The organism is Parafrankia elaeagni (assembly GCF_000374165.1).
GTDB lineage: Bacteria > Actinomycetota > Actinomycetes > Frankiales > Frankiaceae > Parafrankia > Parafrankia elaeagni.
Map to the genome: position 1 here is coordinate 1 of NZ_KB893735.1, position 16,438 is coordinate 16,438.

15 protein-coding genes and 1 pseudogene are annotated in these 16,438 nt (G+C 70.4%); 15 read left to right on the plus strand and 1 reads right to left on the minus strand.

What is annotated here, in order from left to right; translation table 11 throughout:
• The first annotated feature begins 374 nt into the window (after window positions 1-374).
• Window positions 375-2,645 carry a polymorphic toxin-type HINT domain-containing protein gene (locus tag B207_RS42355; protein ID WP_456095351.1) on the plus strand — a complete coding sequence of 757 codons (2,271 nt, stop codon included), beginning with the start codon at window positions 375-377 and terminating at the stop codon, window positions 2,643-2,645.
• Window positions 2,642-3,184, plus strand: a complete 543-nt coding sequence (locus B207_RS39910; RefSeq protein WP_154675474.1) for a hypothetical protein — start codon at window positions 2,642-2,644, stop codon at window positions 3,182-3,184. Before B207_RS42355 ends, B207_RS39910 begins: the two co-directional genes overlap by 4 nt.
• A 310-nt stretch (window positions 3,185-3,494) precedes the next feature.
• Here B207_RS39910 and B207_RS34605 read toward each other — a convergent pair.
• Window positions 3,495-4,063: pseudogene (locus tag B207_RS34605) on the minus strand (IS256 family transposase); the annotation flags it as partial.
• Window positions 4,064-4,157: 94 nt separating this feature from the next.
• Here B207_RS34605 and B207_RS0119405 point away from each other — a divergent pair.
• The 13 genes from B207_RS0119405 (at window position 4,158) to B207_RS0119465 (ending at window position 16,329) form a co-directional block, all read left to right on the plus strand.
• Window positions 4,158-4,832 carry a GNAT family N-acetyltransferase gene (locus B207_RS0119405; protein ID WP_154675475.1) on the plus strand — a complete coding sequence of 225 codons (675 nt, stop codon included), beginning with the start codon at window positions 4,158-4,160 and terminating at the stop codon, window positions 4,830-4,832.
• 585 nt (window positions 4,833-5,417) lie between these two features.
• Window positions 5,418-5,912: a hypothetical protein gene (locus tag B207_RS0119410; RefSeq protein WP_018638271.1), complete on the plus strand. Its 495-nt coding sequence runs from the start codon at window positions 5,418-5,420 to the stop codon at window positions 5,910-5,912.
• Window positions 5,909-6,778 carry a hypothetical protein gene (locus tag B207_RS0119415; RefSeq protein ID WP_018638272.1) on the plus strand — a complete coding sequence of 290 codons (870 nt, stop codon included), beginning with the start codon at window positions 5,909-5,911 and terminating at the stop codon, window positions 6,776-6,778. The genes B207_RS0119410 and B207_RS0119415 overlap by 4 nt, the downstream gene beginning before the upstream one ends.
• 155 nt (window positions 6,779-6,933) lie before the next feature.
• Complete coding sequence (locus tag B207_RS0119420; protein WP_018638273.1) at window positions 6,934-7,533, plus strand: SAF domain-containing protein; 600 nt, start codon at window positions 6,934-6,936, stop codon at window positions 7,531-7,533.
• Window positions 7,530-8,303: a hypothetical protein gene (locus B207_RS0119425; protein ID WP_018638274.1), complete on the plus strand. Its 774-nt coding sequence runs from the start codon at window positions 7,530-7,532 to the stop codon at window positions 8,301-8,303. Before B207_RS0119420 ends, B207_RS0119425 begins: the two co-directional genes overlap by 4 nt.
• The gene (locus B207_RS0119430) at window positions 8,300-9,658 is read left to right on the plus strand and encodes an ATPase, T2SS/T4P/T4SS family (RefSeq protein ID WP_035741364.1); all 1,359 of its coding nucleotides are present in this window, start codon (window positions 8,300-8,302) and stop codon (window positions 9,656-9,658) included. Before B207_RS0119425 ends, B207_RS0119430 begins: the two co-directional genes overlap by 4 nt.
• On the plus strand, window positions 9,655-10,602 hold the full coding sequence (locus B207_RS0119435) for a type II secretion system F family protein (RefSeq protein WP_018638276.1): 948 nt from the start codon (window positions 9,655-9,657) through the stop codon (window positions 10,600-10,602). Before B207_RS0119430 ends, B207_RS0119435 begins: the two co-directional genes overlap by 4 nt.
• On the plus strand, window positions 10,602-11,486 hold the full coding sequence (locus B207_RS0119440) for a hypothetical protein (protein ID WP_018638277.1): 885 nt from the start codon (window positions 10,602-10,604) through the stop codon (window positions 11,484-11,486). The genes B207_RS0119435 and B207_RS0119440 overlap by 1 nt, the downstream gene beginning before the upstream one ends.
• A gap of 29 nt (window positions 11,487-11,515) precedes the next feature.
• A complete protein-coding gene (locus B207_RS0119445; RefSeq protein WP_018638278.1) occupies window positions 11,516-11,761 on the plus strand; it encodes a hypothetical protein in 246 nt (81 codons plus the stop codon).
• Between the two features lie 69 nt (window positions 11,762-11,830).
• Window positions 11,831-12,241: a hypothetical protein gene (locus B207_RS0119450; RefSeq protein ID WP_018638279.1), complete on the plus strand. Its 411-nt coding sequence runs from the start codon at window positions 11,831-11,833 to the stop codon at window positions 12,239-12,241.
• The gene (locus B207_RS0119455) at window positions 12,238-12,678 is read left to right on the plus strand and encodes a hypothetical protein (RefSeq protein ID WP_018638280.1); all 441 of its coding nucleotides are present in this window, start codon (window positions 12,238-12,240) and stop codon (window positions 12,676-12,678) included. Before B207_RS0119450 ends, B207_RS0119455 begins: the two co-directional genes overlap by 4 nt.
• A gap of 5 nt (window positions 12,679-12,683) precedes the next feature.
• Entirely contained in the window at window positions 12,684-13,151 is a 468-nt protein-coding gene (locus B207_RS0119460; protein WP_018638281.1) for a hypothetical protein, read from the plus strand.
• A 124-nt stretch (window positions 13,152-13,275) separates the two neighbouring features.
• On the plus strand, window positions 13,276-16,329 hold the full coding sequence (locus B207_RS0119465) for an SARP family transcriptional regulator (protein ID WP_195905322.1): 3,054 nt from the start codon (window positions 13,276-13,278) through the stop codon (window positions 16,327-16,329).
• Window positions 16,330-16,438 lie beyond the last annotated feature (109 nt).

Sequence of the window (16,438 nt, forward strand, 5' to 3'; positions counted from 1 at the left end):
TCGGCTATGACGATCTCGGTCGTACGGTGTCGGACACGCTGACCGGGCCGGGTGGGACGCTGCGGGAGCAGTCGTACACCTACGACGGCAACGACAACCGGCTCACGGGCACCCTGGGTCCGGCCGGGGTCGCCGGGGCGGGTACCCAGTCCTACACCTACGACCGGTCCGACCGGCTGACGTCGTGGACGGACACCTCGTCGTCGACGACGACGTACGGGTGGGACGCGGCGGGGAACCGTGTCGCGGTCGGTACCGCGACCGCGACGTTCGACGAACGTAACCGGCTGCTCTCCGACGGCACCGCCACCTACACCTACACCCCGCGTGGCACCCTGACCAGCCGCGTCGAGGGTTCGACCACGAACACCACGGTGTTCGACGCGTTCGACCGNCTGGTCTCCGACACCACCGACGGGACCACCACGGCCTACGGCTACGACGGCCTGGGNCGTCTCGCGGTCCGTAACAGCACCACCCGCATCGTCTACGGCGGACTGGAACGNGAACCCGTCGTCGACGGGTCGGCCTACTCCCGCGACCCCGACGGAGACGTNATCTCCATCGGGACCGCCGCGGGGAACTGGGCGACCCTCACCGACACCCACGGCGACCTGACAGCAGCCTTCCCGACCAGCGGCGCCGCCCTGACCGACAGCCGTTCCTACGACCCGTTCGGGGAACCCCTTGTCACCGGCAGCACCGCGATCCGGGTCGGCTACCAGGGCTCCTGGACCGACCCCACCACCGGGAAAGTCTCCGCCCAGGCTCGCTGGTACACCCCCGGCACCGGTGGTTTCGCCTCCCGCGACCCCGCAGACCTCCCCTTCACCGGCTCCGCCAGCACCAACCGTTATCTCTACGCCAACGCAAACCCCCTCGCATACAACGACCTGTCCGGTTACGGACCGATTGGCTGGGTCAAAGGCAAGGCCAAAGCAGCGGCCAACACCGTCAAGGACGGCGCGGTCTGGCTGAAAGACAACATCCTGCCTGGGGACAGAAACGGTGGAACAGCCACCATTGAACCGGAGCCGCTTCCGCGGTCGGTCCCCACGTACAGCGGCAACGTCAAGTCCCCTGACATGAGTTACCTGCCCGCTCCGTCCTACGCGCCGGATCGACCGACCTACAACCCTCGGGCGTACGGCCCGCCGATTGTCGGGGGGAGTGGCCCGGCCCGCCCAGCGGGTCCGACCGCCGCACCCGTACCGTCACCCACCGCCGCCCCGGTCACCGCTCCGAGCCGGTCGGTGAGCACCGTCCGGCCGGTCCCCGCCCCCGTGGTCTCCCCCTACGTGGTGAACCGACCGACAAGCACCACCCCGACTGGCGCGTTCCCGATCGCCGCGCCTGTCACCGGACCAGCCCCGGGCCCCGCCGCGGGCCCGACCGGCGGAGTCCCCCAAACCCGCTACGTCGCCGCACCCGCCTACACCGCACCCCAGGCGACCACCCCCGCACCCGCCCCGGCCAGCCCGCCTGCCCGCAGCTACGTCGCCGCACCCGCCGGAGTCTCGTCCGCCGGCGCAGGCGGAGCCCCCCTCGCCACCGCCTACACCGCCGTCCGACCCGTCACCGCCCTCACCCGACCCACCCCGAAACCCGCCCGCGCCGCCGCGCCGGAGAAGCGCTGCAGCTGGCGCGACCTGAAATGCTCACTCGGCGGCGCCCTGTCCTGGGCCAACGACCACAAAGTCGACATCGCCCTGACCGTCGCCTCCTTCATCCCACCCGCAGCCCCCGCAGCGGTCGCCGCCCGCGCCGCTATGATCACCTACCGGGGGACGCGAGCCGTCACCACCGCCACCCGCGCAGTCCGCCCCCTCACCACAGCCCTCCGACCCGCCGCCACCACCGAACGCGCCGCCGGCCAAACCAGCCGCGCACTACGCAACTGCGTCAGCAACAGCTTCGACGGCGACACCCCCGTCCTCCTCGCCGACGGCACCACCACACCCATCGCCGACATCAGAATCGGCGACCGCGTCCTCGCCACCAACCCCGACACCGGACAGACCGAACCCCACACCGTCACCGCCCTGATCATCGGAACCGGCGACAAAGACCTCGTCGATATCACCGTCGACACCCCCACCGGCCCCGCCACCCTCACCGCCACCGCCGGCCACCCCTTCTGGGACACCACCGATCACGAATGGGTCGACGCCGAAGACCTCACCACCTCCGACACACTCCGCACCCCCGACGGACACCAAGTCCCCATCGCGAGCACCCACGACTATCACCAGCACGACACCGTCTACAACCTCACCATCGACACCCTCCACACCTACTATGTACTCGCAGGACACAGCCCGGTACTCGTCCACAACACGCCACCTAGCCCATGCTCGCTGATAAGTGCAGCCGATGCTCCTATCATCAACAGTAAGACCATCTTCACTGCGCGAGAAAGATCTTTTCGGGTTGATATCGAGAACCAGAATCCGGGTCATCCAGGGGCTGCAATTCATCTTCAGTTCATGGGTCGTGGTAGCGATGCGAAAAAGTACTACTTCAATCCAAGTAGTAGAAATTGGATGACCGAGAATAGTGAAATACTCTCGTCGCGGATTGCGCGCCAGGTTCCGGACAGTGTGATTAGAAAAGCATTCCGATATCTCGGGCTGGATGGGCCGTGAAGACGAATCTCTTGATGGAACCTCTGTGGCCTGCTGGCAGACCTGCCGAGGTCGACCTTCTTCCCGCCGAGCTTCGCGACCTCCTGGATGGTGGTTGGATGCGTGGACCGGTAAACTCTCTGCTCCTCCGATCCGCATTTGGATCTGGATGGTCCTCAAGCTGGAATGCAGAGGATGTGGCATTGCATGAGTATGAGGTGAACGACGTCTGGATCCCGCCGGATAACATTCCGCGGGCACGAGACGTATTTCTCCCCGCGATGGTAGGGCGAGCTCGCGATTTCACTTTCCATGCGATGCGGCTGGCGGAGGATGTCCAGGGTGTAGATCGGCTGGTAGCTATTATTTCTGTGGGAATTGATTCGGATTATTTGACGCATGGTACGACGGTAAAATTTTTTACTCGCCGAGGCCGCCACCTAAGCTTCTATGACGACCTCGATCGTTATCGAACGGAGGCCATCGCTCTTGTCGAGAAAGGCGGCATACTTTCTGAATGCAAAGGATCTTCGGTCTTTATGTCGCAGGAGCCTCGGTGATCAACTCTCCTCCTGATGTTGGCAGATAGGGCAGCGCAGCCGCCTGGCTCGATATATCTACCCAAACAAATTTGCTTCGACCGACTTGAGATCGTAACCGGTCGGGTCTCGTAGATCGTCTAACTGGTCAGGTGTAAATTTGATCTTGGATTAGCTGGTTGTGGATCGTGGTGGTGTCGGTGACGGTCGGGCGGGATCTGGCCGGTGATGGCTGGGTGGGGGATCGGGAGGTCGAGCCGAAGGCGCGGTGGCGGTCGTTCACGGCGGTGTGCAAGCTGCGGATCCTGACCGAGTACGAGGCGGCCGGTGACGCCATGGCCAGCCCGGCGGCCCGGGAACCGGGCCCTTGGTGACCCGGGTGCGGTGACGGACGGTTGTGAATGTGGGCTCGATCGGGTTCGTGGTCCGTAGATGCACCCAGTGTTCGGCGGGGTAGTCGTAGAACGCGAGCAGGATGTCCAGATCGTCGCTGATCTTCGCGACGGCTTTGGGGAACTTCGCCCCGTAGGCGGCGGCGTAGGGCTTGTCCTCGGCGTTGTAGACCTCCGCGAGGTGCTTCTTCGCCCCGGGGTGCGCCGACTTCGGCAACGCGGCCAGGACGTTCGCGGTCTGCTGGACCCAGCAGCGCTGTTGCGCCGCGGCGGGGAAGACCTCGCGTAGCGCGGCCCAGAACCCCTGCGCGCCGTCCCCGACCGCCAGCACCGGCGCGGACATGCCCCGCCGCGCACAGTCACGTAGCAGGTCCGCCCACGACCCGGTCAACTCCCGGTAGCCATCGGTCAGCGCGACGAGTTCCTTACGGCCATCCGCGCGCATGCCGATCAGGACGAGCAGGCACAGATTTTCCTCCTCCAGGCGAATGTTGACGTGGATTCCGTCGGCTGGTTCCGCGGCGGACGATGCCACTGGCCCCGATGAACGCGAGGGCATAGCGGTCGCTCGACGGGAGCGGTTCGCGCGCTACGCGTGGTTCGTGCTGTACGACCTGGAAGTCGACGCGGACCGGCTCGCCGCGGCCGCGCGTGTTGTCCACGCCAGGATGGCGGCCGACCGGTCGAGATGGGGCACGGCCGGCGAACTGGTCGACACCGCGATCGACAGCCTGCGCGCAGTCGGAGCCGACCTCGACTCCACCGCCCGTGAGCGGCTTCGCGCCGAGCTCACCACCGAGAACAGCTGGAACCCGGAGCCCTACAGACAGGGGCCATGGCACCGCTTCAGCCGGCCGCGGCGCGTCCTGCGCCGCTTTGATCCGCGGTACTGGACGCGGCGGCTCCATGCCCGAGCTGCTGTCCGGATGGTGCGCCGCACCGCCGCCGGGAACTACCAGCGGATCGCGATGATGCTCGGCGACACGCAGATCGGTCGACTCGACTACATGATCTGTATCGACTGCCGGGTCGGCTTTGTCGGCAAGATCTCGATCGATCCCGAGATGCAGGGCCGAGGGCTGGGTACTCGCGCACTCCATCTCGCCCGCCGTGAAGCGTCCGACCTGCGGTGGTGCACCAGCGGCCAGTACATGACTGCCAGGACCTTCTGGAGCTCTCTCGGTCGCCGCACCGGCCACGGCTACCGGCCCGCCGATGATGACCTTGGCCCCTGTATCCACATGGGTCTGTCCCGAGGAACTGGGCGACGACGGTAGTTCCGCCACCAATCTGACGCGGCGCGTTCCGAGTCCTGTCGCTCACGTCTGTGGAGGCGTCGGCATGCGCGCTTCCCGAAGGTCATCTTGAGGTGCTGTGGGAGCGGTGCTGCGCTTCCGCGGACTGTGACTCCTGCACTTCCTCATCGAACGGCAAGCCGTCCGGGAGGAGGGCTCCGCTGCGCGGCGACGGGCGTGCGGCGGAGCCTGGGCCCTGGGTTGCTCGCCCGAAGGTGCCTGTGGATATCGCCTTGACAGGCGCGGATGAATGAGCGATGTTCGGCGTATCCCCATGCAAACGAAGCTAAATGCACGTAAGCATGATCTCTGGGGGTAGACGTGACCCAAAATCCTCCTCCGAACGCCTCTTCGCGATCGAACCCCGCGCGCTGCCGCATGGCCAGGTGGCGTCGGGTGCGGCATCTGGGCGCGGGCCTGTCCGGCCGAGGCCGAGTGCCCCTGATGACGGCAGCTCGGGCCGGAAGCCTCGGCCTGTGCCTGACGGCGTCTCTCCTCGCGACCGCTGCGGGATGCGGAGAGGATGGCCCACGCCCCCTGGAGAATTCGGGCGGCGACAGAGCCCGCGTGCGGACCTCGACCTCCCCGCCGAACGCGTATGCGATCGCGGAGCGGGACGTCCGTGCGGCGGTCGAGCGGTATGACCAGGCGTTTCTGGCGGCGGTCGCGGCGCCTGAGGACCCGGACAAGACCGAGCGACTGCTCTCCCTGTACGTCGCCGGAGCACCCGAGCGGGACGGGATGGAGGAGCTTCTCCAGACTTTCCTCGAGCGCGGATGGGCGGCCCGCCAGGGGGCGCTCGGATATCAGACGGTGGAAAGCGTCGAGGTGGAGGAGCTGCCGCCCGCCGGCCGCGCGACGTCGGTGACGTGCACCTTCGACGACGCGGTCGTTTATGACGCGGTGAACCGTGCGCCGGACGGCGGCGAGATGGTCGTGAGCGGCGGCGGCGACACTGCCCGCACCGCCTGGACCTGGGTCTTCCAGCAGGGGGCCTGGCGGATTTCCGAGGCGAGAACCTTCGAGACGTGGACGGGTGAGAACCGGTGCCCGCCGCAATGAGGCGCCGCGTCGGCGTGGCGGCCTGTGCGGCTGCCTCCGCCTGGCTGCTCGTCGGAGCGGTTCCGGCCTGGTCCAGCACCGGCCGCGGCACTGAGAGACACACTGAGGCCACGGGGACGTCCGATCCCGCACTCGGGCGTATCGAGGCGATGGCCGGCACCACAGCCGTGCCGGACACAGACGGGGGCGCCGGTACCGAAGTACCGGACTCGTGCGAGTGGTTTCCGGCGGACCTCTACCTCTACCTGGAAGCGGAAACGAGTCCGACCGAACGGACGGCACCCGACGGGACGCGGGAGGTCCTGTACGCGCGGGTGTGCGATCCCGCCGAGGTCACCTATCACTGGGTGCGCGATGACGCGGGCCCCACGCAGGCGGTGGCGATGGCCATGGCGGTCACGCGGGAGAGGATCCCCGCCCCCGAGGCGGTGTTCGTTCCCGATCTCGACGGGGGAGCGACTGCTTTCGTCAGGGCCCCGATCCGCTTCGGTATCAGCAACGGTGGCCCCGTGACGGCGAGCGCGTCCGTTCCGGGCGTGACGGCAACGGTCACCGCCACACCGTGGCGGCTGGAGTTCGTCCCCGGCGACGGTTCGCCGCCGACGGGCTGCGACGCCTCCGTCGCGAGCCAGGCCACCGCGAGCCAGCCCACCGCCGGCCAGCCCGCCGCTGCCTGCGCGTACACCTACCGGGATTCCTCGACGGTCGCTCCGAACGGCCAGTTCTGGCCGGCACGTCTGCGCGTCGAGTGGTCGGTGCGGTGGTCAGCGACGACGGGGGCCGGCGGCGTCCTCCCCACGGTCACGACGACAGCGGACCACGCGGTGCCGGTCCGGGAGATCCAGGCGCTTGAGCACGCGGACTGACCTGGTTCCGCCTCCCCGGTGATCGCCCTCACCGGGGAGGCGAACCGCGACGAAACGGATGATGCGTGATGACGACAACGGTCGCTGCCCCCGGCCCTTTCACCCCTACCGGGGCGAGTCCGTCGCAACAGCGACGCCTCCGCTCACGCCGCGGCATGGCTGTGGCGGCCTTGCTGGTCCTGATCGGCGCCGGCACCGGCGTCTGGGCCGTCACCTGGTCGGGTGACGAGGTGGATGCAGTGGTGCTGATCCGGCCGATCAACCGCGGGGAGCTGATCGAGACCGGGGATCTGGCTGTCGCCCGGGTATCGGCCGGTGGGACGGCAGTGCGGCTGGCGTCGCCGACTACTGCCAGGGAGGCCCTCGTCGGCCGGCAGGCGTTGCTGGATCTGCCGGCGGGGACACTGGTCACCCCCGAGATGGCCGGTTCGGCGCTGCCACCGGCGGGCGAGGCCCGGGTCGGCCTGCGCCTGGCTCCTGAGGCCCTGCCATCCACGCAGGTCCAGGCAGGTGACTGGGTGCGGGTCGTGCTTCCCGACGAGTTCTCCGGCGAGCCGGCAGTGATCGCGGATGCGGTGCAGGTCGCCGCGGTGGCACCGGCGGACGGCAGCGGCAGCGGAACCGGGGGTGGCACACCAGACGCGGGCGGCGACACGGTGGTGCACCTGGACGCGCCCGAGGAGGTCGCCGCGTGGATCGCCTCGGCGGCCGCGCGGTCCCCGCAGGAGCTGCGGCTGCTGGGGGTGCGGCGATGACGGGCTGCTGGGCGGTGGCGACAGCGGGGCCGGGTTCGGCCGGCGCGACCACCCTGGCCCTGACCCTGGCGTTCGCGGCGAACGGTGTTGCGATCGAGGCGAATCCCGATGGCGGGGTGCTCGCCGCACGGCTCGGACTGTCATTGGGCACCTCGGCGCCGGGCCTGGACAGCCTGGTGGCCGAGCTGGGAACGATAGACGGGCCCGCCTCCGTCCTGGAGCACGCCCAGTGGGGCGCGAATCACCTGCCCGTGATCGCCTGCGCGTCCACGGAGGAAACCGCGGGCGGCGCGGTGCGCAGTCTGGCCTCCCTGATGCCCGCGCTGCGGCTGTGCGCTGTGGAGCTGTTCGTCGCCGTGGACGTCGGCCGGTTCCGCGCGGAGATGTCACGTTCGCTGGTGAGCGGATGCGACGGCCTGGTGCTTGTCACCTCGGCGGCGGCGGAGAGCCTGGCGTGCGCGTTGGTGCGTCTGCCAGTCCTGGTGGCGACGGTGCCGCGACTGGTCCTGGCCGTGCGTGGCCGCGGACCGTATCCGCTGCGGGAGATCACCCAGGTAGCCCGGCAGCGGGCGGGCGCGGAGGTTCCGGTTGTGGCGGTACCGGACGATCCGCGGGGAGCCACGAGGCTGATCCGGCGGGGCACGGGCCGCCGCCCGCCACCGCTGCTGCAGTCGGCCTGGGAACTGATCGATGTGTTCACCGTCCTCGGTGCCTCGGCGGGTGCGAGCGGCTCTGCGGCCGTCGCCGCCGCGTGGGGAGCGCCGACATGAACCGGGCACCAGGCGCGGGGGAGCCCGCCGCGGACGAGGTGACCGCCGCGGCGGTCGCGGACAACCTCCGGGGCTGGCTGCTGGCCAGCCTCGCCGCCACCGGAAGTTCCGGCGCGGAACGGCAGACCCATGCGAAGGAGCTCATCGATCGCGGGGTGCGCGAGGAGCAGGTCCGCCGCACCCGCAACGGTCAGACCATCCTGGACGCGGCAACGGAGCGCGCGGTGCGGACCCGGCTGCGCCAGGACCTCTCGCCACTGGGGCCGATGACCGCGGTCCTGACCTCGCCGCAGTGGTCGGATGTCGAGGTCAACGGCGCGGTGACCATGATCTGCACGGAGCGGTCCGGCGGGTCTCGTCACCGGTTCGCCAGCCCCTTCCGCGCCGAGGACGAGGCGTTCGCCTGGGCGGCGGCGCAGGCCGCGACCCAGGGCCGCCGCTTCGACGAGGCGAACCCGTCGGTGCGTGTGCGACTGCCGGGCGGGGCACGGCTGCACGCGATCGCCCATGTCACCGGCCGGGTGCACCTGTCCTGCCGACTGTTCACCCCGGCACTGACCACGGTGGACGGGCTGCGGGCGGTGGGTATGTTCGGCCCGGACGTCGCCGGCGTGCTCGCCGCGACTGCCCGGATGACCGACCCGTTCGGCCTGATCATCTCCGGGGCGACCACCGCGGGGAAGACGACGCTGCTGCGCGCGGTGGTCAACGCCCATCCCGACCGGATCGTCCTGGACCGGGTGGTCACCGTCGAGGACGAAGCGGAGCTGTTCCTCGACGAGAGCCGCTTCGCGAACCTGGTCGCCTTCGAGGCCCGTGAACCGAACCTGGACGGCAGGGGCGCCTATTCGGTGGAGCGTTTCCTCTCCGCCGATCTGCGACGGCTCACCCCGGACCGGGTCGCGCTGGGGGAGCTCAAGCCCGATGGCGGCGTGATGCCGCTGCTGCTGGCCCTCGGCCAGGGTGTCGCCGGCGGTGTCGCGACGACGATCCACGCCCCGTCCGCCGCCGACGTCATCTCCCGCATCCGCACCTATGCGGCGTTCGGCTCCCGGCGGGTCGCGGACAGCGTCGTGCTGGACACCATCGCCGCGACCGTCGACCTGGTGGTGCAGGTCGCCCGGATCGACACCCGACGCGTCGTCACCTCGCTGCTCGAGATCGCGGGCCGGGGCGAGCGCGGGCTGCTGGCCGGGCAGCTGTGGGGGTGGAACCCGGACGCAGGCCGGGCGACGCGGACCCGGGTGGAGGCGTCGGACCGGTTGGCCGCGAAGTTGACCGCGGCCGGTCTGGACCCGAACGTCCTCACCCGCGACCGGGCGTTCCCCACGGCGGCTGGACGGGAGCAACGATGATCGCGGGTCGGGACGCGACGGTGCTGCCGCTGGTCGGTGCGCTCGGCGGCGCGGCGGCCGGGCTGGGCGTCTGGCTGTTCGTGGCTGCCGCCCGTGGAGCGGTTCAACTGCCGGGCCGGCGGTCGACCTGGCCCGGCCGGCTGGGTCAGGGACAGGGCCAGGATCAGGGACTCGCCCGGCGGATTCCGACCCGCTGGCTGTGCACGGTGGCGGCCGGCGCACTGCTGGTCGCCGCGGTCACGCGGATGCCGGCCCTCGGGCTGATCATCGCCCTGCTCGGCTACGTGGTGCTGGAGAACCACAGCGGTCCGTCGGCGCCACAGGTAAGCCGGCTGGGAGAGGCGGTTGCCACCTGGGCTGAGCAGGTCCGTGACGGCCTGCAGGCCGGGCAGCACCTGCGCGCCGCGATCGTCGCGTCCACAGAGCATCCCCCGGCCGAGCTCGCCGGCCCGCTGCGACGCCTCGCCGCCCGGCTCGACGTCATGCGGCTGCCTGACGCCCTGTGGGCCCTGCGCGGGGAGGTGCCCCACCCGGCCCTCGGCCCGATGATCGTCGCGCTCGACGTCGCCTACCGCCGTGGCGCCGGAGACCTCCCGGCGCTGATGACCTCGCAGGTGGCTGCCACCCGCCAGTCCGTCGCGCTGCTGCGTGACCAGCATGCCCTGCGGGCCCGGCACCGCCGGGCGATGACGCTGCTGCTTGCCCTGTTCACCGCAGCGATCAGCGTGCTGCTGGTGACCTGGCCGGTTTTCCTGGAGCCCTACCGCGACCTGCCAGGTCAGCTTGCCCTCGCCGTGATCGGCGTGGGAGTGGTCCTCTCCGTACGCTCCTTGGCCGCAATGTCCCGGCCTCCGCTCACCCCGGACTTCTTCCCCGCCCCCGCTGCCGCCGCCGACTCCGCGTCCGACCCCGCGTCCTCATCCGCATCAGATCGTGCGTCCTGATGATCCGGACGGTGGTGGCGGCACTCGCCGGGGCGATCGTCGGGTATGGCCTGTTGACGGCCGGTCGGGCAGTATCGGCGCGCCGTCCGGAGCTGGTCGACGACCTCGCGGTCCTGTTCGCCGACGAGGCCGCCTCCGGCCCGTCGACGCTGGCCCGGTGGGCGGGTCGGACCATCCAGCTCGTGCGCGCCCGGGGCTGGGACCGGCTGCTGCGCGCGGACGACGTCGTGATCGCCGGCCGAACCGTGGACGCGCACACGGTCTCGCGGATCGGCTACCTGCTCGCCGCCACCGGTACGGTCACGCTTCTGATGCTGCCGGGCGCGATGGCCCGGCTGGTGCCCCCGGCAGCAATGCCGCTGCTGCTGCTTGCCGCGGGCATGACCGGCGTTCACCTCGCGGATCGGCCGGTGGTGCGGCTCGCCGCCGCGCGCCGCACGGACGCCGCCCTGGCGGTGGCCGCCTACACCGACCTGGTCCGCATCCTCGTCGTGGGAGGCCTGCCGTTGCACGCGGCGCTGACCGCCGCCGCGGACACCGGCACAGGATGGACCTTCGAGCTGCTGAGGCGCAGCCTCGACGACGCCCGACTACGCGGCCTACCCCCGGATGCCGTGCTGGCAGACCTCGCCGCCGGCCTGCCGATCCCCGCCTTCGCGGACCTGGCCCGCACGATCGCCACGGCCCTGCGCGGAGCGTCCCCCGTCCTGGCGCTCGAGGCCCGGGCCGCCGCGATCCGCGCCGAGGAGAGCGCCCATGTTCGCGGGACAGAAGCCGCCGCCGACGCGCAGATGGAACTGCCCGCCACCGCGGTGGCGATCGCCTTCGTGGCGTTCCTGACCTACCCGCTCCTCGTGATGATCAACAGTGGTGCCGGTTTCTGAGCCGGTCCGAGCTCCGGGAGAGAGACGCCATGATCCGCCGTCTGAGCACCCATCTTCTGATCCTGCTGTCGTACGTCATGGCGTTTCTGCCCGACGCCGAGCGGCGTCACCGCGCACCCCACGACGACCGCGACCGCGGCGATGCCCTGCCCACCGCTGTCATCGCCGTTGGTCTGGTCGCCATCGCCCTCGTTGTGATCGCGATCCTGCGGGACCGTGCCACCGAGATCGCCCGCAACGTCTGCACGTCCACCGACCCGGCCGAATGCCGGTAACAGACCATGCCAGCAAGAACCACAGCGAGAACCACAGCGAACACCCCCTGCGGCCGACAAGCCGCCGGGGTGGAGCAGGACCCCGCTGAAGACACGCACGCGGGAACCGGCCGCGACGACCCCGTGGACGGCGGGCACGTCGTCGCACTCGCCGCCATCGTCGGCGCTGTCCTGGTCCTCCTCGCGCTTCTTCTCGCGCTCGGGGTCCGCTGGCTTGCCGCCGAAGCCGCGACCGCGGGCAGCCAGCGAGCGCTGGAGATCGCACAGGCACCCGGCGGCACCGACGGCGACGCGCAGGCAGCCGCCCGCGGCCTCACGACCTCGGTGAGCCTGATCACCGACGTCGACGTGACCATTGCCCGCGTCGGCGACCTGGTGACGGTCACGGTGACCGCGCACGACCGGCTCGGCGGCGCCGTCAGCCGTTCCTCCACCGGACCGCTGATCCGCTTCGTCCCTCAGACGCGGGCGGTCCCATGATCCGACGGCCGGCCGAGGCCCGCTTCCGCCGCGGACTTCGGCGTCGAGCGGAGCAGGACCGAGGCTCGTTCGCCGTCGAGTTCGCCGCCGGCTTCGGCATCGTCATCGCCGCGCTCCTGCTCATGGCCATCGCCTACCAGACCAGCCAGAGCGGCGCCGTCGTGACCAGCGCCGCCAGGGAAGCGGCCCGCGCCGCCTCCCTCACCGCCACCACGAACGACGCCCGTCACGCCGCCGAGCACCTCGTCCGCACACGGTTCGCCGACACCGGGACCTGCGCGCAGGTGACGGTGAAGACGACGACGTCCCGGTTCCGCGCGGCGGGCACCGTGCTGGTCACCGTCACCTGCCGCACGAACGGCCTGATGGGCTGGCAGCGCACCTTGCGAGCCACCGGCGAGGCGACCATCGACCGCTACCGCGGAGGCCTCCCGTGACGCCCATGACGCCCGTGGCGCCCGTGACCCGACCGGGCCGGGCTGCGCCAGCGGGCGTCGGACGCCGTGCGCGTTCCGCGGCGGACGAGGGCTCGATCAGCCTGTTTCTCATCCTGGTGCTGTTCGGAGCCGGCCTGCTGTTCGCCGCGCTGCTCAGCGACCAGGCCCGCGTGCTGTACGCCAACGGGCAGGCATTCGACCTCGCCGGAAGCGCGGCCCGTGTAGGCGCGCAGCAGCTCGACGCCGCTGCACTCGCCGACGGGACGATCCAGGTCGATGCCCAGGCCGCGACATCCGCGGTGGAGGCCTACCTGGCCGCACACGACATCCACGACACCGAGGTGACGGTCACCGGGGCAACGGTGACCGTCACGGTGACCCAGCACGTCGGCTTCCGGCTTCCCCTGGTCCCGGGAGCGTCCGGTGCGGACGTCACCCAGACGCGATCCGCGACTGCCACCGCTGGGCCCTGACACAGGATCGTGAGGTTGGAACGCGATGCCAGAGCACCGAGCCGCTGGTCGCAGCACCAGCCGTCCGCCAGGGCCGGCCGGCCGTAGCCTCGCAACGGACCGCGACTTCGGGAGTGACCTCGGCATGACGGCTGCCCGTCGTCCGTCGCTCGCACCCGTCCACTCGAGAGCCCGTGCCGTGGTCGGCGCCGCACTCGCCCTGGCCGCGCTCGCGGCGTTCGTGATGATCCCGCTGGCGCTGTGGGCCTGGCGGGGAATGCCCCTGCCCAGCACCTGGGAACCAGCCAGGTGGATGACCCTCGCCCGCCGCGGCTACCTGCACCCAGACGTGCTGCCCAACGTGCTTGCGGCCCTGATCTGGGCCATGTGGGCGCAGGTCGCCCTCGCGCTGCTCCGCGAGAGTGCGGCCAGACTGGGACGCGGCGCGTCCGCCACCCGCACGACGCTGCTGCCCAGCGTGATCCAGCACCTCGCGGGCAGCTGGATCGCCTCCCTGTCGATCCTGCTCAGCCTCGCGGCCGGCCGCACCGCCGTGGTCGCCACGTCCCTCGACATCCACCTGGCCGACTCTGCTGGGGGAGTCACACAGACCGTGGCCGCGCCCGCCGCTGTTCCTCCCGACGGATCGGAAGCCGGCCTCGCGGGCCCGGCGACCCGGCCGGTCACCGATGGAACAGGCCCGGCAGGCACTGTCGATCGCAGGCATGTCGTGGCACCCGGCGAAAACCTGTGGATCATCGTCGACGACGAATATCCCGATCTGGAGCCGGCTGACCTTCCGGCCGCCGTCGCAGGGGTCTTCGAGACCAACCGCGGCGTCACCGACCCTCACGGCCGCGTCCTACGTGATCCCAAGCTGATCAATCCGGGTATGGAGCTGCGACTGCCCGCTTTCACCGCCGGGCATCACCCCGGCGCGATTGACCAGAACGATCGGAACGATCAGACCGACGGGAGTGACCGGGCCGACGGGATGCCGCGGGACGTAGCACCCACGCCGTCAGAACCACCGCCTTCGCCCGCTCCACCGCAGCCGGCTGCAGAGACACCGGGCCAGGACGCGCGCGACTCGTCGACATCCTCTCCGGGATCAACGTCCTTCCAGGAACGTGGCGTCGCCCCAGCCCCGCACCCGTCCCCAGCACCAACACCGTCGACGGATCCCGGCGAGCAGAGCGGCATCCCCACCCCGGCAACCGTCACTCCGGCCATCCCGCAACCGTCACCAGCGGGACCGGCCGCTCACCACGGCCATCCCGCCGCCTCTCCCGAGGCCGAAGCAGAGGAGAAGGGCGAGGGCGAACCAGCAGTCTCACCCGTCACCTGGATCGGCGGCGCCGGACTCCTCGCCACCACCATCGTCGGCCTGTGGGCCGCGCGACGGCGCCGCCGCGACAACACCGTCACCCCGTCCCAGCACATCCCTGCCCCGGACCAGGTCACGGCCGATCTGCACGCAGCGCTGCTCGACGCGGACGATCCCGATCTCCTCGATCGCCTGGACGCCGCGCTTCACAGCATCGGCGCCGCTCACGACGGCCAACCCGACGGGCCGAGCCCGCAGATCCTGCTCGTCCACCCCGATCAGAGCATCGAAGTATTCCTCCATCCCGACGGCGCTCACACCCTGCCGCCACCGTGGGAACCCGGACCCGACCCTCGGCTCTGGAATCTCCCCGCGACCGAGACCCCCGCCTCGGATCCGGCGTACGCGCCGATCTGCCCGGCGCTCATCCAGCTCGGCACCACGCCCACCGGCGCGGCTGTGTTCGCTGATCTTGAAGCCCTCGGCTCCCTCGGCATCGACACCAGCCCCGTCGACTCCGATCAGCTGGCCGACCTCGGCCGGGCCATCCTCGCGGCGATCGTCGCCTCACCCTGGGCCGGCCTCACGACGGTGCGCACCGTCGGGCTCAACCCGCACGCCTTCACCGGAGAGGAACGCGTCCAGGCGACGGACGACGTCGTCGAGCTGACGGAGCAGGCCCGCTCCGATGCCGCAGCTCTCGACGCTGCCCTACGACAGGGCGGTTACCGCAGCACGCTCAACGCGCGGATCGCGGAGCCAGGTGAGGAGTTCGACCCGACCATCGCACTCCTTACCTCCCTCCCGGACACGGACGTCACCCGCGCCGCGGTGGTCGATCTTGCCGCCGCTGCAGGCAGCGGCCGGCGCGGCCTGGCCGTCGTCCTGCCGGCCGAACCCGGCATCCCCACCTCGTGGACACTGCGCCCGAATCCCGATCACGCTAGCGGCGGACTGTGGCGGCTTGATCCCCTCGGGGTGACCCTCATCCCGACCGGGCTCACCGACACCGATCATGCCGCGCTCGGAGCACTCATCGTGGACGCGGAAACGCCGCCCGTCGACCTGCCGCCGGACCCGCCAGCCGAGACACCTGAGCCGTTCGTCCCGCCGCCCTGGGAGGTCATGGTGCGCCTGCTCGGACCTGTCGACGTCACGTCCCGCGACGGCCGCACCGCACCACAGGACGAGACCCGCGAACGGACCAACGAGGTCCTCGCCTGGCTGGTCACCCACCGGCACGGCACCCGCATCGACCTCGAGTCCGCGCTCTGGCCACGCGGCGCCACACCCAAGACGCTGGCGAACGCGCTGAGCCGGGTTCGGCGCCTGCTCGCCAACCTCGTCGGTCCGGAGGCGCAGGACTGGCTTCCCCGCTTTGACCGCACCACCCTCACCCTCGATCGTCGCGTGGTCTCTGACCTGGAGATTCTCCAAGCTCTCCTCCGCCACGCCATGGATCAACGTGACCACCGCGAGACGGCTATCACTACGCTGCATGAAGCACTTGACCTGATCCGCGGCGTGCCCGCCGGCTACCCGTGGCTCGACGCCCAGATGGGCTCGATCCTGACCACCACGCCGGTCAACGCCGCGATCCTGCTCGCCGAACACCAGCTCGCCACTGGCGACGTCAGCGGCGTGCTGGCCACGACCGCCCGCGGCCTGGAACTTCTTCCAGCCCACACCACCTTGTTCGCGCTGCGGATGCGCGCGCATGCCGCCGCTGGCGACACCGCAGCGGTCAAAGCAGAATACCGCTCCTACCTGCGCGCCGAGAAAGCCGAACCGCTCTGGGACGGCGACACAGACCGCGAACTCGAGGCCCTTCACCACAACCTCACCCACCGCGGCCAAGTCGCGTCGGCTTAGATCTGGACTGTTTCAAGATCGGGTGGCCGGCCCTCCGGCTCGATCCACCTGTGCGGCCTGGGTGTAGGTGGCGGGTGTGGAAGATCGATGAAGGCGGTGTTCTGTGGTG